This window comes from Phocaeicola sp. HCN-6420 (assembly GCF_037890145.1).
Classification (GTDB): domain Bacteria; phylum Bacteroidota; class Bacteroidia; order Bacteroidales; family Bacteroidaceae; genus Phocaeicola.
This window is the reverse complement of the sequence record NZ_JBBKBJ010000001.1, coordinates 222225-239365: the sequence shown is the minus strand read 5'-3', so window position 1 is coordinate 239365 and position 17141 is coordinate 222225. Positions and strand designations below refer to the sequence as shown.

At 43.9% G+C, this 17141-nt stretch carries 18 protein-coding genes; 12 read left to right on the top strand and 6 right to left on the bottom strand.

The annotated features are described in order from the left end of the window. Positions 1–21: 21 nt before the first annotated feature. From WKT12_RS01050 to lon, 3 genes are read right to left on the bottom strand one after another with little or no spacing between them, the layout of a single operon-like run. Positions 22–1152, bottom strand: a complete 1131-nt coding sequence (locus WKT12_RS01050) for an LptF/LptG family permease (protein ID WP_021970664.1) — start codon at positions 1150–1152, stop codon at positions 22–24. Positions 1153–1164: 12 nt separating this feature from the next. Further along, on the bottom strand, positions 1165–2295 hold the full coding sequence (gene tgt, locus WKT12_RS01045; RefSeq protein WP_021970665.1) for a tRNA guanosine(34) transglycosylase Tgt: 1131 nt from the start codon (positions 2293–2295) through the stop codon (positions 1165–1167). 18 nt (positions 2296–2313) lie between these two features. Continuing rightward, positions 2314–4803: an endopeptidase La gene (gene lon, locus WKT12_RS01040; protein WP_340318525.1), complete on the bottom strand. Its 2490-nt coding sequence runs from the start codon at positions 4801–4803 to the stop codon at positions 2314–2316. A gap of 197 nt (positions 4804–5000) precedes the next feature. On the opposite strand from lon, the gene WKT12_RS01035 reads away from it, so the two are divergent. Further along, positions 5001–5711 carry a tRNA1(Val) (adenine(37)-N6)-methyltransferase gene (locus WKT12_RS01035; protein WP_340318524.1) on the top strand — a complete coding sequence of 237 codons (711 nt, stop codon included), beginning with the start codon at positions 5001–5003 and terminating at the stop codon, positions 5709–5711. 166 nt (positions 5712–5877) lie between these two features. Here the strand turns inward: WKT12_RS01035 and WKT12_RS01030 are convergent, their stop codons facing one another. After that, complete coding sequence (locus WKT12_RS01030) at positions 5878–6912, bottom strand: diacylglycerol/lipid kinase family protein (protein ID WP_340318523.1); 1035 nt, start codon at positions 6910–6912, stop codon at positions 5878–5880. A gap of 228 nt (positions 6913–7140) precedes the next feature. On the opposite strand from WKT12_RS01030, the gene spt reads away from it, so the two are divergent. Then, the gene (spt, locus tag WKT12_RS01025) at positions 7141–8328 is read left to right on the top strand and encodes a serine palmitoyltransferase (protein ID WP_340318522.1); all 1188 of its coding nucleotides are present in this window, start codon (positions 7141–7143) and stop codon (positions 8326–8328) included. Between the two features lie 272 nt (positions 8329–8600). Continuing rightward, positions 8601–9134 (top strand): ferredoxin domain-containing protein, encoded by a 534-nt coding sequence (locus WKT12_RS01020; RefSeq protein ID WP_340318521.1) that lies wholly within the window; start codon positions 8601–8603, stop codon positions 9132–9134. A gap of 63 nt (positions 9135–9197) precedes the next feature. Here the strand turns inward: WKT12_RS01020 and WKT12_RS01015 are convergent, their stop codons facing one another. After that, entirely contained in the window at positions 9198–10007 is an 810-nt protein-coding gene (locus tag WKT12_RS01015; protein WP_021970672.1) for a Cof-type HAD-IIB family hydrolase, read from the bottom strand. Positions 10008–10283: 276 nt separating this feature from the next. On the opposite strand from WKT12_RS01015, the gene WKT12_RS01010 reads away from it, so the two are divergent. After that, on the top strand, positions 10284–10952 hold the full coding sequence (locus WKT12_RS01010) for an MgtC/SapB family protein (RefSeq protein WP_021970673.1): 669 nt from the start codon (positions 10284–10286) through the stop codon (positions 10950–10952). 101 nt (positions 10953–11053) lie between these two features. On the opposite strand, the gene WKT12_RS01005 is transcribed toward WKT12_RS01010, so the two are convergent. Further along, complete coding sequence (locus WKT12_RS01005; protein ID WP_021970674.1) at positions 11054–11272, bottom strand: winged helix-turn-helix domain-containing protein; 219 nt, start codon at positions 11270–11272, stop codon at positions 11054–11056. 239 nt (positions 11273–11511) lie between these two features. Here WKT12_RS01005 and map point away from each other — a divergent pair, with 239 nt between their 5' ends. The 8 genes from map (at position 11512) to rimO (ending at position 17128) form a co-directional block, all read left to right on the top strand. After that, a complete protein-coding gene (gene map, locus WKT12_RS01000; protein WP_340318520.1) occupies positions 11512–12366 on the top strand; it encodes a type I methionyl aminopeptidase in 855 nt (284 codons plus the stop codon). 15 nt (positions 12367–12381) lie between these two features. Next, positions 12382–13404, top strand: a complete 1023-nt coding sequence (gene tsaD, locus WKT12_RS00995; RefSeq protein ID WP_340318519.1) for a tRNA (adenosine(37)-N6)-threonylcarbamoyltransferase complex transferase subunit TsaD — start codon at positions 12382–12384, stop codon at positions 13402–13404. Positions 13405–13425: 21 nt separating this feature from the next. Next, complete coding sequence (locus tag WKT12_RS00990; protein ID WP_340318518.1) at positions 13426–13923, top strand: CinA family protein; 498 nt, start codon at positions 13426–13428, stop codon at positions 13921–13923. Positions 13924–14029: 106 nt separating this feature from the next. Further along, positions 14030–14290 carry a 50S ribosomal protein L28 gene (rpmB, locus tag WKT12_RS00985; RefSeq protein WP_007569552.1) on the top strand — a complete coding sequence of 87 codons (261 nt, stop codon included), beginning with the start codon at positions 14030–14032 and terminating at the stop codon, positions 14288–14290. A 19-nt stretch (positions 14291–14309) separates the two neighbouring features. After that, the gene (gene rpmG, locus WKT12_RS00980; protein WP_007569553.1) at positions 14310–14498 is read left to right on the top strand and encodes a 50S ribosomal protein L33; all 189 of its coding nucleotides are present in this window, start codon (positions 14310–14312) and stop codon (positions 14496–14498) included. 9 nt (positions 14499–14507) lie between these two features. Then, entirely contained in the window at positions 14508–14663 is a 156-nt protein-coding gene (locus WKT12_RS00975; protein WP_022232989.1) for a DUF4295 domain-containing protein, read from the top strand. Between the two features lie 207 nt (positions 14664–14870). After that, positions 14871–15833 (top strand): signal recognition particle-docking protein FtsY, encoded by a 963-nt coding sequence (gene ftsY / locus WKT12_RS00970; RefSeq protein ID WP_340318517.1) that lies wholly within the window; start codon positions 14871–14873, stop codon positions 15831–15833. Beyond that, the gene (gene rimO / locus WKT12_RS00965; protein ID WP_021971815.1) at positions 15830–17128 is read left to right on the top strand and encodes a 30S ribosomal protein S12 methylthiotransferase RimO; all 1299 of its coding nucleotides are present in this window, start codon (positions 15830–15832) and stop codon (positions 17126–17128) included. Before ftsY ends, rimO begins: the two co-directional genes overlap by 4 nt. The last annotated feature ends 13 nt before the right edge of the window (positions 17129–17141 follow it).

The window sequence follows — 17141 nt, the reverse complement described above, 5'->3', positions numbered from 1 at the left end:
CTGAAAAGATAGTATACTGTTTTATTTAGGTGCTTTACGATACAGGTAGATGGCAATAAAAAGATATAGCACATTGGGTATCCATACTGCAATGGCAGGCGACATATTACCGTTTATGGCGAAGGTCGATGAGATAGTCTGGAACAGAATATACGAAAAACTAAGTCCCAGTCCGATACCCAGATGCAGTCCCATGCCGCCTTTTACCTTACGGGACGATAATGATAGTCCGATAGATGTCAGGATAAATGCGGCAAACGACATGGCAATACGCCGATGATATTCTACCTCAAATTCTTTAATGTTGGCAAAACCTCGTTGCTTTTGTTTGGTGATATATTCCCGAAGCTGCGGACTGGTCATTGTTTCCTGCTGTCCACGTGTAATCAGAAAATCCTGAGGTTCCATATTGATGATAGAATCCAGACGGTCGCCCCGCGTGATGTGTTCGCGCATACCTTTCATTTCGCGTATCATGTAATCTCTGATGATCCAACGGTGATACATGGTTGTATCATACGTTGCCCGGCGAGCTGTAAGGTGTGATACAAGTTTATGATCTTCGAATTTGTCCAGCGAAAAATGATAGCCACTCTTGCTGTAGGCGTCATATCTTTCCATATAAGCGACCACTCCACTGTCTACTTCCAACTGGATATTTCGTGCGTAGTCTGCCGATTTCTTCTTCTTGTAGAGCTCTTCAAACCTCAGACGGGTAACACTTCCTGTTGGAATTACTTCCGTACCCAGAACAAATGTCACGGCCGAAATGATGGCAGCCGAAATCATATACGGTACCATGAGTCGTTTAAAACTCATTCCGGTAGAAAACATGGCAATGATTTCGGAGTTTTCCGCCAGCTTTGAGGTGAAGAAGATTACCGCGATAAAAACGAACAACGGGCTGAACAAGTTAGTATAATAAGGTATAAAGTTCAGATAGTAATCAAATATGATTGCTTTCAGCGGTGCCTTATTATTGATAAAGTGGTCAATGTTTTCGTTGACGTCGAATACTACGGCAATAGAGATAATCAAGGCGATGGCGAAAAAGTAGGTTCCCAGAAACTTGACAATTATATAGCGGTCAAGTCTTTTCAGCCATTTCCTTTTTAAAAGTTCTTTCAGTTGGAGTTTGCTTATCAGTTTCATTACCGGAATATTTTATAATCTTGTAGAAATGCGTTTCACCATAGCAGGTTTCCAGGTAGAGAAGTCACCGGCAATGATGTGTTTACGCGCTTCGCCCACCAGCCACAAATAGAAAGCCAGGTTGTGGATAGAAGCTATCTGCAGGGCCAGCAGCTCTTGTGCGTGGAACAGGTGGCGTAGATAGGCGCGGCTATACATTGTGTCTACATACGAAGCTCCGTCGGCTTCGATGGGAGAGTAGTCGTATTCCCATTTCTTGTTGCGCATGTTCATGATACCGTCTTTGGTAAAGAGCATTCCGTTTCGTCCGTTACGGGTTGGCATTACACAGTCGAACATATCGACTCCGCGTTCAATGCCCTCCAGAATATTTACCGGAGTACCTACCCCCATCAGATAACGTGGCCGGTCGGTCGGTAGTATTTCATTGACTACTTCAATCATTTCGTACATCTTTTCAGTAGGTTCGCCTACTGCCAGTCCGCCGATTGCGTTACCATCGGCATTTTTCGATGCGATGTATTCGGCCGAGCGGCGGCGCAAGTCCGGATAAACGCAACCTTGTACGATAGGGAAGAGCGACTGCTGGTAACCGTACTTAGGCTCTGTTTCATTAAAGCGGGTGATACAGCGGTCCAGCCAGCGGTGAGTACGTTCCATCGACTTCTTCGCATATTCGTAATCGGCAGTGCCCGGAGTACATTCGTCGAAAGCCATTATGATATCGGCTCCGATGGTACGCTCAATATCCATCACACGTTCAGGAGTGAACATGTGCTTGGAACCATCGATATGAGAGCGGAACTCTACTCCTTCTTCCTTCATCTTACGGATGCCGGCAAGAGAAAAGACCTGAAAGCCGCCGCTGTCTGTCAGCATCGGGCGGTCAAATCCGTTGAATTTATGCAAACCACCAGCCTTCTCCAGGACATCAAGTCCCGGACGCAGGTAGAGGTGGTAAGTATTTCCTAAAATAATTTGTGCCTTTATATCGTCTTTCAATTCGTGCAGGTGTACGGCTTTTACACTGCCCAGTGTACCTACAGGCATGAAGATAGGCGTTTCTATCTGTCCGTGGTCGGTTGTGATAAGTCCGGCACGGGCATTCGAACGTGGATCAGTATATTGTAATTCGAATTTCATATTCTAAAAAACAGGCTTTTACTTTTCTTTCTCTTTTTCTTTTTCGTCGGTTACAGTAAAGTCTATGGCATCGGCTACTTTTTCGTCTGTCAGCGCCAAGGCAAGTACCTCTTTAATATCTTTTACGTAGTGGAAGTTCAGTCCTTTCAGGTATAACGGTTGAATTTCCTCTATATCCTTACGGTTTTCTTCGCACAAGATAATATCGGTGATGCCTGCACGTTTTGCCGCCAGAATCTTTTCACGGATTCCACCTACCGGCAATACCTTTCCACGGAGGGTTATTTCTCCCGTCATGGCCAGATTAGCCTTCACCTTGCGCTGGGTAAGTGCAGAAGCCAGTGAGGTGACCATGGTTATACCCGCAGACGGTCCATCCTTAGGAATAGCTCCTTCCGGCACATGGATATGAATGTTCCAGTTTTCGAAGATACCCTCCGGCAGGTCGAGCAGATGCGTATGGGCTTTCAGGTATTCCAAAGCCAGCATCGCCGATTCCTTCATGACATCTCCCAGATTTCCTGTGAGGGTAAGGCGTCCGCCTTTACCTCTGCTCAGGCTCGTTTCCACGAACAGAATCTCTCCGCCTACGGCAGTCCATGCAAGTCCCGTAACTACGCCCGCATAATCATTTCCCTGATATTTGTCGCGCGAATATTCGGGAACTCCCAGATATTGGCGGATATCGGCTGGCTTCAGTTCGTGCAATCCTTCGAACTTGTCGCTGGCAATTTCGAGAGCAATCTTTCTCATTACCTTGCTGATCTTCTTTTCCAGTTCACGTACCCCGCTTTCACGCGTATAATTCTCTATGATATACTCGATGGCCGCTTTGGTGAATTTTACATGTTCTTTCTTCAGACCGGTAGCTTCCATTTCCTTTGGAATAAGATGGCGGCGTGCAATCTCGATTTTCTCTTCAGTAATGTATCCGCTCACTTCAATCAGTTCCATACGGTCGAGCAGCGGAGTAGGGATAGTTCCCAGATTGTTTGCCGTGGCAATGAACATTACTTTCGACAAGTCGTAATCCAGATCGATGTAATTGTCGTGGAAAGCATTATTCTGTTCCGGATCCAGTACTTCCAGCATAGCCGAAGCCGGATCTCCCTGACGGTCGCTGCTGAGCTTATCTATTTCGTCGAGGATAATGACCGGGTTTGATGCTTCTGCCTTGATAAGACTTTTGATGATACGTCCCGGCATGGCTCCGATGTAGGTTTTACGGTGTCCGCGTATTTCGGCTTCATCGTGTACACCTCCCAGCGACATGCGTACGTATTTACGCTTCAGGGCTGCGGCGATAGATCGTCCCAGCGAAGTCTTACCGACTCCCGGAGGACCGTAAAGGCAGATAATCGGTGATTTCAAATCTCCTTTCAGTTTCAGCACGGCAAGATGTTCCAGGATGCGCTCCTTTACCTTTTCCAGTCCGTAATGATCCTTGTTCAATATCTTTTCGGCATTAGGAATGTTCAGTACATCGGTAGTATATACATCCCAGGGCAGTGCCAGTAAAGTTTGCAGATAAGTAAGCTGGACGTTATAATCGGGCGACTGGGGGTTGATTCGCTCCAGTTTCGAAACCTCGCGTTCGAAAACTTCGGCCACTTCCTTTCTCCATTTTTTCTTCTTGCCCTTGTCGCGCAGTTCGTCTATCTCGTCTTCCTGACCGCGTCCCAGTTCGTCTTGTATATTCTTGATCTGCTGCTGCAAAAAATATTCCCGCTGCTGTTTGTCCAGGTCTTCCCGTGTACGCATCTGGATATCTTGTTTCAGATTGGCCAGTTTCGTTTCGCGGTTCAAAATCTGTATCAGGCTGTAAAGGCGATCCTTTAACGTGTTTTCGCTGATCAGCTGGAACTTGTCTTCTATCGACAGAGGGAAGTTGGTACAGATGTAATTGACAAGAACGTGGTTCTTCGGCAGATTTTTCAGGGCAAAGGCAATGTCGGGACTCATGTGGTCGGCTACATCAATAAAGTTGTTGCTCAGTTCGACGCATGTATCCATGAGTGCCTTGAATTCATCCGAATCCTTAGGCTCCATCTGTTCTTCTATCAGGCTGACCTTTCCTTTCAGGTAAGGACGTGTTTCCGTTGCTTCATCCAGATGCACCTTTACATTGCTGGCCTGCAGGATTACAGTTGTATTTCCGCCCGGCATTTCGAATACGCGCAATACGCGTCCGATAACAGCAACAGGATATAAATCTGCCAGTCCCGGCTCTTCCACTTCCATGACTTTCTGCGTAGCAATGACGATATGTTTCTTTTCCTTCATCGCCTCGTGTACGAGTTTCAGCGTAGTGCGTCTTCCTGCTGTTACAGGCATGACCACGCTTGGAAACATCACCATGTTGCGCAACGTCATGATGGGAATTTCCTTCTCCAGTTCATCGGCAGATAGATTTTCGGGTGCAGTATCTATTTCGGCAACCATTGAGAGTTCATCATCGCCTGCTTTTTTCATCAAACTATCTGTGTCTATTTTTTTTCTTCTTACCATATTCGCGTTTTTGTGTATTTAAAATGAGAGCGTATTTTTACAAAGCTCAGAAACGAGTACAAAGTTAAACATTCCGCTTCGAATACGGAAGCAGATTTGTTGCAAATACAATGTGGCTAACAAAATAAATGCTATTTTTGCGTCCGAAAGCTGCATAATTTATTTATTTTTGACGGAAAATAAGAATTGTAAGTAATATGCCCAATCCATATTTCAAATTCAAACAGTTTACTGTTTACCATGACCGATGTGCCATGAAAGTGGGAACAGACGGAGTGCTTTTAGGCGCATGGACGGAAGTTGCCGGTGCCAAAAGAATTCTTGATGTCGGTACGGGAACAGGACTGATAGCACTGATGATTGCCCAGCGCTCGCAGGCTCCCGTCGTTGGTATAGACATTGATGAACAGGCGGTAGGACAGGCGCAAGAAAACGTGAAGTCATCTCCCTGGAGAGAACGGATTGATATTTGCCGCAAGGATGTGAGGCAGATGTGCCGGGAAGCCGACGGGACGTTTGATGTGATTGTTTCCAATCCGCCTTACTTCGTGGAAAAAGTTCATTGCCCCGACGCGCGCAGAAATGCAGCCCGGCATACGGCCGGTCTTACCTTTGCCGACCTGCTGGCAGCCGTGGAGAAGCTGCTGTCCGAAGAAGGCGTATTTTCTGTTATCATTCCGGCAGATGCTGCCGACGACTTTATGCTTCTGGCTGCCGACGTACATTTATATCCGGTGCGTAAGACCTTGATACACACTAAACCGGACGCTGTACCCAAACGTGTACTGCTGGCTTTGGGCAGAAAGATAACTGTGTGTGATACGGAACATCTGGTCGTGGAACTTGAGCGACATGTATATAGTCCGGCATATATCGAGCTTACAAAAGATTTTTATTTAAACATGTGATTATTTTCATTTAGGCATGTGGCTTGAATCGTTATGAAGTTCTCTTGAAAATTTGTACAAATTTTCTGAGTTTTTGTACAAAAAATAGGAAAACGTCCCGATGTTTTTAGAAGAACATCGGGACGTTTTTCTCATATCGTGGTGACGTTTTCCGGAACCGGTGCCGTCAATCTCTTTTCGAAAGCCGGCGCAGCAGATTGTGATTAATCTGAAGCAGTTCTTTATGCTTGCGTGTGATGGTCGATGTAATAGGGCGGCTGCCTATAAAATCGGTGAAGTGCTGGAGCACGTTGAAGGCCTCAATGGGCGACTTGCCCTTCTGAGGAGCAATGACTTTCAGCCCTTTAGAGATAATTTCTACTTCCAGATCCTTTCCTCCCATTGCAGGGTCGCCGTCGAAATGGAATACACCTTCCTGTGCACGATGTATTGTTATCTTTTTTTCCTTTAGGGTCTTGATACGGCTGTTCTGGTTGATGGTCTTGTTGAACAACTGAAACGACAAGGCAGGCACATCGAGTACCGTAAACGGTTCCAGTATTGTAACATCCATCATACCGTCTGTGAGCGATGCCTGAGGGGCGATGTAGGCATTATTGCCGTACTGGGAGGCATTGGCGCAAGCTATCAGGAAAGCCTTGTAGCGTACCGTCCCCGATGCGTTCTCTATTTCGTATGTTTCGGGGCGGTAAGTAAGGCTCTCGTGTAAGGTATTTTCCAGATAAGTCAGCAGGCCTCTCTTTCCGGAATCGGCGAACTTCAGGCTTACAAACGCGTCGAACCCGACCCCGCAGGTGCAGAAGAACGGGTGAGAGTCTATCAGGCCATAGTCGATGGTCTTGATGAGTCCCTGGTTCAGGACTTCAATAGCACCGCGTGCTTCCAGCGGAATATGCAGATGGCGAGCCAGTCCGTTGCCTGAGCCGCATGGGATGATGCCCATAGCCGTGTCGGTGTGTATCAGGGCACGTCCTACTTCGTTGATTGTTCCGTCGCCGCCTATGGCCACAACGATGTCTTTCTTTTCTTCGGCGGCCTGCCGTGCTATTTCTATGGCATGTCCGGCATATTCAGTCTTTCGGATTGTATAATTATATAATGTATGGTCCAGTCTTTTTTCTATCTGATGCAGAATGAACTCTTTTCCATGAGTACCTGATATCGGATTGACTATAAATACTATTTCTTTCTTTGGGTCCATCTTGTCTGAGCAGCTTAGTCTTTTCAGTAAACAAAAATACGACTATTTTGTTTATTCCGTGGTACATTTTGTGCAGAAATGATGTTTAAAACGTTTTTTTTGCCGTAACAGGCGTTTAAAACAACGAAAATTATTATCTTTGCGCACTCTTTTTATGAAATTGCCGGCATGAAAGAGTCCGGTTAATTATAATTAATGTAAGTCATCGGGCTTACCAGATATTAGAATATGGGATTATTACAAGACAAACTAAGTAAATTCAGAACACCTCAGATGTACATGGAGAGAGGTGTTTATCCTTACTTCCGCGAGATTGACAGCGCTCAAGACACAGAGGTAATGATGGATGGAAAGAAGGTTTTGATGTTCGGCTCTAATTCGTACATGGGTCTGACTCACGACCAACGTATCATCGATGCAGCGATTGCTGCTACCCGCAAGTACGGAACCGGATGTGCCGGCTCACGTTTGCTGAACGGAACCCTTGATATTCATGTTGAACTGGAGAAGGAATTGGCCGATTTCGTGGGGAAGGACGAAGCTCTCTGTTTTTCTACCGGTTTCACCGTTAATGAAGGAGTTATCCCGCAGTTGGCCGGACGTGGTGACTATATTATTTGTGATGACCGCGATCATGCTTCAATCGTCGACGGACGCCGCCTTTCTTTTGCTACTCAGCTGAAGTATAAGCATAACGATATGGAAGCTCTGGAGAAAGAGCTTCAGAAGTGCGAGCCGGATGCTATCAAACTGATTGTAGTGGATAGTGTCTTCTCTATGGAAGGCGACTTGGCAAATCTTCCTGAGATTGTTCGATTGAAGAAGAAATATAATGCCAGTGTTTATGTGGACGAAGCTCATGGTCTGGGTGTGTTTGGTAGAAACGGACGAGGTGTATGCGATCACTTCGGCGTAACCAAGGACATTGACCTGATTATGGGTACATTCTCCAAATCATTGGCTTCTATCGGTGGTTTCGTTGCCGGTGACAAAGATGTAATTAACTGGTTGCGTCATAATGCCCGTTCTTATATATTCCAGGCAAGTAATACGCCGGCTGCTACTGCTGCAGCAATGGAGGCTCTGCATATTTTCAAAACTGAACCTCAGCGTCAGGAAAACTTGTGGAAGATTACCAATTATGCCTTGAAGAGCTTCCGTGAGGCTGGCTTTGAAATCGGTGATACGGAAAGTCCTATTATCCCGTTGTATGTACGTGATACGGACAAGACTTTCGAAGTTACCAAGCTGGCTTTCGATGAGGGCGTGTTCATTAATCCTGTTATTCCGCCGGCATGTGCGCCTCAGGATACACTGGTACGTTTTGCCTTGATGGCTACTCATACTAAAGAGCAGGTTGACTTTGCTATCGAAAAGCTGGTTAAATGCTTCAAACAGTTGGATTTATTGAAATAATAAATTATAATTTGACTTTTTAAAGGATTTTGAAAGGAGGTTTTTACTATGGGAGCTGCAGGTAATAAAAAACCGAAAGGCATGCATAAAAAACATGCTCCGGCTTATCAAGTAGAAGAGGCCATTCATGAAAATGACCTGAAAAAAGGAAAAAAGAAATAAATCGTTCTGACGGTTTATTTTAGAAAAAGGGTTATATTTAGAGCGTCCGATGCGTTGCAGAGGGGCTCGGATATAACCCTTTTGTTGTTATGTTTTAACTTTAATGCGATATGATACTGAATGAAAGAGACAGCCGCCATGAGCAAGTATTGCAGATTGCTCAGCAGATGATGATTGCTGCTCGTACTGCTCCGAAGGCTAAAGGAGTGGATATCATTGAAGTGGCAATGGTGACGGAAAGTAATATCCGTATTCTTTCGGATACGATGAAACAGATGTATGAGGAAAACGGCTTCAAGTTTTTCTTGCGTGATGCCGACAATATTCTGGAAGCAGAGTGTGTGGTGCTGATAGGGACGCATGAACATCCGCATGGAATGAACTGCGGTCATTGCGGCTTTGCCACTTGCGGGGAAAGAGAGGAGGGCGTTCCGTGTGCCATCAACAGTGTGGATGTGGGTATAGCCATAGGGTCGGCTTGTTCTGTCGCGGCCGACAACAGGGTAGATACTCGCGTTATGTTTTCTGCGGGACTTGCTGCTCAGCAGCTTGACTGGCTGGACGGATGCACACAAGTGTATGCTATTCCTGTAAGCGCATCTTCCAAAAATCCTTTTTTCGACCGTAAACCCAAAAATCCGTAATGGGAAATGAAATAAAATATCGCCGCCGGGAAGAAAAAAACTTTGTTCCCGGCGGCGATAAAATTATGCTAAAATGAACTTTTCTACTACGGCTGCTACACCGTCTTCATCGTTCGACAGTGTAATGTAGTCGGCATTTTCACGTACGACGGGCTGGGCGTTTGCCATGGCGACTCCAAGTCCGGCGTATTTTATCATCGACAGGTCATTGAATCCATCGCCTACGGCTATCATCTCGTCTTTGGTCATACCGATTTCCTTGAGGAGAACGGCAAGCGACTGTGCCTTGTCGATACCTTTAGGCACCAGTTCCAGAAAATAAGGTTCCGAACGGAATACTCCCATCCGGTCTTTCAGGTGTTCGTACATTTCTTTTTCGAGTACGGCAAGACGGGTAGGATCTCCTACAATCAGACACTTGGCTATCGGGTGATGTATTGCTTTAAGAAAATTGTCTACCTTCTTTATTTTCATTACGTTAAGCAATGCTTCTTTTAATACGTATTCGTCATCGGGGTGTTCCGTCAGTACAAATTCGTTTTCGTATGTTACGATGGCAAAGTTATTGTCTTTTGCGCATTGGTATAAATAGGGAAGTACTTCCGGGTCGAGCAGATTTTTATACATTATTTTGCTGGTTTTCCAGTCGATGATTTCTCCTCCGTTGTATGAAAGAATGTATCCTTCGTATTTGTCTAGCTCTAATGCGTTGGCCAGTGGCGCAACTCCGTAGGTAGGTCTGCCGGAGGCAAGCACTATTTTCAGCCCACGTTTTTGTGCTTCAATAAGGGTGGCACGCGTATGTTCTGTGATAGCTTTTTGTGAATTGGTTAATGTTCCGTCGAGATCGAGTACTAAAAGTTTATATTTCATAATTTATCCAGGTGTTTTATCGGCGCAAAGATAGCACAAATCGAATTTTATCCGTATATTCGGGGTAATAAAAGTTTTTTATCGGACTCATTTCTTTTCTGGCAAGATTGTGAAAGTGTATCGGTGTACGGGGAATTTTCGTGAAGGTGGTTGCCGGAGGAAAATGACGAGGGCTTGCAGATGCTGACATCCGGCGATGGCGTGCAGGTTTATTTCTGCACGTGGTAGGGTGCGGATGCAAGGTCTGGGAAGGAAATATAAAAAGGAGTAGATGTTATGAGTATCTTTTGGGATTTTGCCTTGCGCCTTTTTGTTGCTGGAGCAATGGGGGTGCTGATAGGACTGGAACGTGAATACCGTGCAAAGGAAGCGGGGTATCGTACGCATTTTCTGGTAGCGCTGGGCAGTGCGCTTATGATGATTGTTTCGCAATATGGCTTTATGGAAGTGCTTAAGACTGACTTGATTCGGGTGGATCCCAGCCGGATTGCGGCACAGGTGGTAAGCGGAATCGGTTTTATAGGTGCGGGAACGATTATTTTGCAGAAGCAAATTGTCAGGGGACTGACTACGGCTGCCGGTATCTGGGCGACATCGGGGATTGGTCTTGCGGTGGGCGCCGGCATGTATGCTATCGGAATTGCTGCTACGTTTCTGGTGCTGCTGGGACTGGAAACGCTGAGTTACTTTTTTAAAAGCATCGGCTTGCGGAATATGATGATTGATTTTTCTACGGATGATAAGGAGGCAATCAAACGGGTGTCGAAAAAATTTAATACCAGAAATTATGTCGTAGTATCTTATGAAATGACCGAAGCTTATTCGGACGGAAAGAATATTTATCACATCAGTATGGTGGTCAAGGCTAAACGGATGAATGAGGAAGGGCTGCTGTTGATGTTTTTGCAGGAATTTCCCGATATAACCGTAAACAGAATCATCTGATTTTTTGCCTTGACGTGGAAAAATAAAGGTTGCATCTCGAATCTCCTCTGGGAGTGTTTTGATGCAACCTTTGTCTTTTTGCCCGGAAGCTTTGTGGCGTGTTAGCCGATAAATACATTGACTATTAAGAATACGCGGTCGCTTCCTTCGTTCATGTCGAAATCAATTTTATCTTCTCTGGCAAGCCAGCCTAAGGCTGCATTCAGGTCTCTGTCGGATAAACCGGAAATTTTTTTAAGGTTGTCATATTCCCAGTGTCTGTTGTCTTTTAGTATATTCCAAACGATCCCTGCATTTTCGCCAATTTGTGTTTTGTTCATATGGCTTCAATTTTAAAGGTTTGTATTCGGTTTTCTAATAGTCTATAGCAAAAATAACTTAAATTCGAGAAAATCGTATGTCTTTTTGATGAATTATTATTATGCAAGTTTTCTTTTAACTTTAATTAAACTCTGTCAGGGAAAGGAGAACGGGAGTGACATTTTTTGTCAGATTAATCTGTATTTCTATTTTTTTTCTGCTAACTTTGCACGACATAATAAAAAGATGAATAAGAATTATGAGGAGGAATAGGATGAATTGGGTAGTTCCCAAAGGAGCTGAACTGACAGAGCTCGATAAGAAGGTGCTTTATTTTCAGAACAAGGGACATGAAGTTCCTACCCGTCAATTAATCAAGACTCCTGAACAGATAGAAGGTATCCGTCGGAGTGGTATGCTGAATACAGCTGTATTGGATAAAGTAGCGGAGGTAATCCGTGAAGGAATGAGTACGGCTGAGATTGATAAAATTGTATATGAGTATACGACAAGCCACGGAGGTATACCTGCTCCTTTAAATTATGAAGGTTTCCCGAAAAGTGTATGCACCTCTATTAATGAGGTTGTATGCCATGGTATACCCTCGGAAGAAGAAATTCTGGAGGAAGGGGATATTATAAATGTAGATGCTACTACCATTCTGGATGGGTATTACGCTGATGCTTCGCGTATGTTTATTATAGGTAAGACCACTCCGGAGAAGGAAAAGCTGGTTCGTGTAGCAAAGGAATGCCTTGAAATAGGTATTGAAGCTGCACAGCCTTTCAGCTTTGTGGGAGATATAGGTCATGCTATAGAGAAGCATGCAAAGAAAAACGGATTCTCGGTGGTAAGGGACTTGTGCGGTCATGGTACGGGACTTAAATTCCATGAGGAGCCGGATGTGCTGCATTATGGCAGAAAAGGTACCGGTATGCTGCTGGTGCCGGGTATGGTCTTCACGATCGAACCTATGATCAATATGGGAACCTGGGAGGTTTTCATAGATGAGGAAGACGGATGGACTGTAGTGACGGAAGATGAATTGCCTTCTGCACAGTGGGAGCACACGTTTGTAATGACAGACAATGGTCTGGAGATTTTGACATATTAATAATGAATATATATTATGGATACTATTATATTAGGAATAGAATCTTCTTGTGATGATACTTCGGCTGCTGTAATAAAGAATGGTGTTTTGCTGTCCAGCGTTATAGCAAGTCAGGCTGTACATGAAGCTTATGGAGGCGTGGTGCCGGAGCTGGCTTCGCGGGCGCATCAGCAAAATATCGTACCAGTGGTACATGAAGCGTTGAAACGTGCCGGCGTGACAAAGGAACAGCTCAGTGCCGTTGCTTTTACTCGTGGTCCGGGCCTGATGGGTTCTTTGCTGGTTGGAGTATCGTTTGCCAAAGGCTTGGCTCGTTCTCTGGATATCCCGATGATTGATGTAAACCACCTGCAGGGACATGTGCTGGCGCATTTCATCAAAGAATCGGAAGATGATACCGATCAGCCTAAGTTCCCGTTTATTTGCCTGCTTGTTTCAGGTGGAAACTCACAGATTATCCGTGTGAATGCGTATAACGACATGCAGGTGCTGGGGCAGACTATCGATGATGCAGCCGGCGAGGCTATTGATAAGTGTTCCAAAGTGATGGGACTGGGGTATCCGGGAGGCCCTATTATCGATAAGTTGGCACGTCAGGGAAATCCGAATGCCTATACGTTCAGCAAGCCTCATATTCCTGGGTATGATTATAGTTTCAGTGGCTTGAAGACTTCTTTCCTGTATTCGTTGCGCGACTGGCTGAAGGATGATCCGGATTTTATCGAACATCATAAAGTGGATCTGGCTGCGTCGCTGGAAAAAACAATCGTTGACATCCTGATGGATAAGTTGCGTAAGGTGGTAAAAGATACGGGTATAAATGAAGTGGCTGTAGCTGGAGGTGTTTCTGCAAATAATGGTTTGCGTAATGCTTACCGGGAACATGCTGCGAAGTATGGATGGAAAATTTATATTCCCAAGTTCGGTTATACGACAGATAATGCTGCCATGATTGCCATTACAGGCTACTATAAATATTTGGACAAGGATTTTTGCTCGATAGACAAACCCGCATATTCACGGGTTACAATTAAGTAACATTAACCAAAAGAGATTATTATGTCAGTAGAAACTAAAACACTAAGTAAAGAAATAAGCGAAATATTCTGGCGGGAAGGGTATACACTGGCTACAGCCGAGAGTTGTACGGCTGGAAATGTCGCTGCAATTATTACGGCAATTCCCGGAAGTTCTCGTTTTTACAAAGGGGGAGTCATCGCTTATGATAATAAAGTAAAGCAGGATTTGCTCCATGTGGATGCAGAAACACTGGAAAAATACGGAGCTGTAAGCGAAGAAACTGTTGTAGAAATGGTAAAAGGTGTTATGCAGACACTTGATGTTGACTATGCAATGGCTACTTCAGGTATTGCCGGTCCTGCAGGTGGCACTCCTGAAAAGCCTGTTGGCACCATCTGGATTGCTGCTGGCAGTAATAAAAAAGTGATTACTGCAAAGTTGACGGAAGACGAGGGAAGAGAGAAAAATATACAGGCTGCAACGAAAAAGGCGCTCCAATTATTGCTGGAACTCTGCCAAAATCAAGAAAATGAGTGATAAAACTGCAATTAGTTGCTGAAAAGTTTGTGTATATAAAATAAAATCACTTATTTTGCACTCCGTTTGAGAGAAATAGGAATAAAACTATAAAAACTAGATAGAAATGTCGAAAATTTGTCAAATTACCGGAAAAAAAGCCATGATTGGCAACAATGTTTCACACTCAAAGAGAAGAACTAAAAGAACTTTCGATGTGAACTTGTTTACTAAGAAATTCTACTATGTAGAACAGGATTGCTGGATTAGCCTGAATATCTGTGCTAACGGCTTGCGAGTTATTAACAAGAAAGGCCTGGACGCTGCGCTGAATGAAGCTGTTGCTAAAGGTTACTGTGATTGGAAAACTATCAAAATTATTGGTTAATTAAAAGGAGAGAAAGACTATGGCTAAGAAAGCTAAAGGTAATAGAGTACAGGTAATCCTTGAATGCACAGAAATGAAGGATAGCGGTATGCCGGGAACTTCTCGTTATATTACTACAAAAAACAGAAAAAATACCGCTGAAAGATTGGAACTGAAGAAGTACAATCCTATTTTGAAAAGAGTAACAGTACATAAAGAAATTAAATAATAAGAAACCATGGCAAAGAAAACAGTCGCAACCCTTCAGACAGGTAAAGAAGGACGTTCTTATACTAAGGTTATCAAAATGGTTAAGTCACCGAAAACTGGTGCTTACATTTTTGACGAACAAATGGTTCCTAACGACAAAGTTCAGGACTTCTTTAAGAAATAATTGAAAAGAGAATAGTATTTTCTTAATAAGGAAAAGCTCCTTTTATCGAAAGATAGAAGGAGCTTTTTTGTTTCTCGATGGTTATCGGTCTGGTAAATTCTTCTTGCTTCACTCGTTTTGTGCTGTAATAATGGTGGGGTATTTATTTGTGAGTGAACGAGAATAGTTATATCTTTGTATCATAAATAGATAATAAACGTAAGCCGTATGGGATTTTTTAGTTTTTTTTCGAAGGAAAAGAAGGAAACTTTGGATAAGGGCTTGTCAAAAACAAAGGAAAGTGTTTTTGGGAAGATAGCTCGTGCTGTGGCTGGAAAGTCTAAAGTGGACGATGAAGTGTTGGATAATCTGGAAGAGGTCTTGATTACTTCGGATGTGGGTGTAGAAACAACATTGAAGATTATTAAGCGAATCGAAAAAAGAGTTGCTCAAGATAAGTATGTAAATACGCAGGAGCTTAATAACATCTTGCGGGAAGAGATTGCCGCACTGCTTACAGAAAACAATACAGTCGATACAGAAGAGTTTACTGTGCCTGAAGGTAAGAAACCTTATGTAATAATGGTGGTAGGTGTAAATGGGGTAGGTAAAACTACGACTATCGGTAAATTGGCCTATCAGTTTAAAAAGGCTGGCAAGTCTGTTTATCTGGGGGCTGCCGATACATTCCGCGCAGCGGCCGTAGAACAGCTTGTCATCTGGGGCGACCGTGTTGGAGTTCCTGTTATCAAACAGAAAATGGGTGCGGATCCGGCTTCTGTTGCATTTGATACGTTGAGCTCTGCTGTCGCAAATAATGCTGATGTCGTTATTATTGATACCGCAGGACGCTTGCACAATAAAATCGGTCTGATGAACGAGTTGACCAAGATTAAGAATGTGATGCAGAAGGTTGTGCCGGATGCTCCTCATGAAATCTTGCTCGTTCTTGACGGATCGACCGGACAGAATGCTTTTGAGCAGGCAAAACAGTTTACACTGGCTACAGAGGTGAACGCTATGGCAATTACGAAGCTGGATGGAACTGCTAAGGGAGGAGTTGTGATAGGTATCTCCGATCAGTTTAAAATACCTGTGAAATATATCGGTTTGGGCGAGGGTATTGAAGATTTGCAGATATTCCGTCGTCGGGAGTTTGTTGATTCATTGTTTGGAACAGCTAATAAATGAGAAAAAATACAATAGATATTATTACCTTAGGGTGCTCTAAAAATCTGGTCGATTCGGAAAAGCTGATGAAACAGCTTGAGGCGAATGGCTATAAGGTGACGCATGATAGTGAAAATCCTCAAGGGGAAATTGCAGTTATAAATACGTGTGGATTTATTGGCGATGCGAAGGAAGAGTCTATCAATATGATTCTTGAGTTTTGTCAGGCTAAGGAAGAAGGACGTTTAAAGAAACTTTATGTAATGGGATGCTTGTCTGAACGTTACTTGAAGGAACTGCAGGTGGAAATTCCTCAGGTTGATAAATTTTATGGTAAATTTAACTGGAATGAGTTGCTTGCCGACTTGGGTAAGACTTATCAGTCTGATTATGCTATTGAACGTCATCTGACGACTCCTAAACATTATGCGTATCTGAAAATATCGGAAGGATGCGACCGTAAATGTTCGTATTGTGCTATTCCTATCATTACAGGAAAACATGTTTCTCGTCCGATGGAGGAGATTTTAGACGAAGTCCGTTTGCTGGTTTCCGAAGGCGTAAAAGAATTTCAGGTCATTGCGCAGGAGTTGACTTATTATGGCGTGGATTTGTATAAGAAACAGATGCTGCCGGAATTGATAGAACGTATGGCTGAAATTCCGGGTGTGAAATGGATTCGTTTGCATTATGCTTATCCGGCGCATTTCCCGAAAGATCTTTTCCGCGTGATGCGTGAACACGATAATGTGTGCAAATATATGGATATTGCCTTGCAGCATATTAGCGATAATATGTTGACGAGAATGCGTCGCCATGTGACGAAGGAGGAAACGTATCAGTTGATTGAGGAGTTCCGTAAGGAGGTTCCGGGAATTCATTTGCGTACAACGCTGATGGTAGGACATCCCGGAGAAACAGAACAGGACTTCGAGGAACTGAAAGAATTTGTACGCAAGGCGCGTTTCGACCGTATGGGGGCATTTGCCTATTCGGAAGAAGAAGGCACTTATTCGGCAAAACATTATAAGGATGATGTTCCGCAAGAGGTGAAGCAGAAGCGCTTGGATGAGATTATGAGCATTCAGCAGGAGATTTCGAATGAGTTAAGTCATAATAAAATCGGTAAGGAGTTTAAAGTAATCATCGACCGTAAGGAAGGGGATTATTACATTGGACGTACTGAATTTGACTCGCCGGAGGTTGATCCTGAAGTTTTGATTAAAGATGAAGGAAAGTTGTTGCGGACGGGCTCGTTCCATCGTGTGAAAATATATGATGCGGATGATTTTGATCTGTATGCAACATTAGTATAATTAATTTTATTGT

What these genes read in the sequence shown, in the direction of transcription:
- map (WP_340318520.1), top strand. Translation starts at nt 11,512, where the DNA reads ATGAGGAGGAATAGGATGAATTGGGTAGTTCCCAAAGGAGCTGAACTG.
- WKT12_RS01005 (WP_021970674.1), bottom strand. Translation starts at nt 11,272, where the DNA reads ATGAACAAAACACAAATTGGCGAAAATGCAGGGATCGTTTGGAATATA.
- WKT12_RS00990 (WP_340318518.1), top strand. Translation starts at nt 13,426, where the DNA reads ATGTCAGTAGAAACTAAAACACTAAGTAAAGAAATAAGCGAAATATTC.
- rpmG (WP_007569553.1), top strand. Translation starts at nt 14,310, where the DNA reads ATGGCTAAGAAAGCTAAAGGTAATAGAGTACAGGTAATCCTTGAATGC.
- rpmB (WP_007569552.1), top strand. Translation starts at nt 14,030, where the DNA reads ATGTCGAAAATTTGTCAAATTACCGGAAAAAAAGCCATGATTGGCAAC.
- lon (WP_340318525.1), bottom strand. Translation starts at nt 4,803, where the DNA reads ATGGTAAGAAGAAAAAAAATAGACACAGATAGTTTGATGAAAAAAGCA.
- tgt (WP_021970665.1), bottom strand. Translation starts at nt 2,295, where the DNA reads ATGAAATTCGAATTACAATATACTGATCCACGTTCGAATGCCCGTGCC.
- WKT12_RS00975 (WP_022232989.1), top strand. Translation starts at nt 14,508, where the DNA reads ATGGCAAAGAAAACAGTCGCAACCCTTCAGACAGGTAAAGAAGGACGT.
- WKT12_RS01030 (WP_340318523.1), bottom strand. Translation starts at nt 6,912, where the DNA reads ATGGACCCAAAGAAAGAAATAGTATTTATAGTCAATCCGATATCAGGT.
- WKT12_RS01050 (WP_021970664.1), bottom strand. Translation starts at nt 1,152, where the DNA reads ATGAAACTGATAAGCAAACTCCAACTGAAAGAACTTTTAAAAAGGAAA.
- WKT12_RS01010 (WP_021970673.1), top strand. Translation starts at nt 10,284, where the DNA reads ATGAGTATCTTTTGGGATTTTGCCTTGCGCCTTTTTGTTGCTGGAGCA.
- spt (WP_340318522.1), top strand. Translation starts at nt 7,141, where the DNA reads ATGGGATTATTACAAGACAAACTAAGTAAATTCAGAACACCTCAGATG.
- ftsY (WP_340318517.1), top strand. Translation starts at nt 14,871, where the DNA reads ATGGGATTTTTTAGTTTTTTTTCGAAGGAAAAGAAGGAAACTTTGGAT.
- WKT12_RS01020 (WP_340318521.1), top strand. Translation starts at nt 8,601, where the DNA reads ATGATACTGAATGAAAGAGACAGCCGCCATGAGCAAGTATTGCAGATT.
- WKT12_RS01015 (WP_021970672.1), bottom strand. Translation starts at nt 10,007, where the DNA reads ATGAAATATAAACTTTTAGTACTCGATCTCGACGGAACATTAACCAAT.
- rimO (WP_021971815.1), top strand. Translation starts at nt 15,830, where the DNA reads ATGAGAAAAAATACAATAGATATTATTACCTTAGGGTGCTCTAAAAAT.
- tsaD (WP_340318519.1), top strand. Translation starts at nt 12,382, where the DNA reads ATGGATACTATTATATTAGGAATAGAATCTTCTTGTGATGATACTTCG.
- WKT12_RS01035 (WP_340318524.1), top strand. Translation starts at nt 5,001, where the DNA reads ATGCCCAATCCATATTTCAAATTCAAACAGTTTACTGTTTACCATGAC.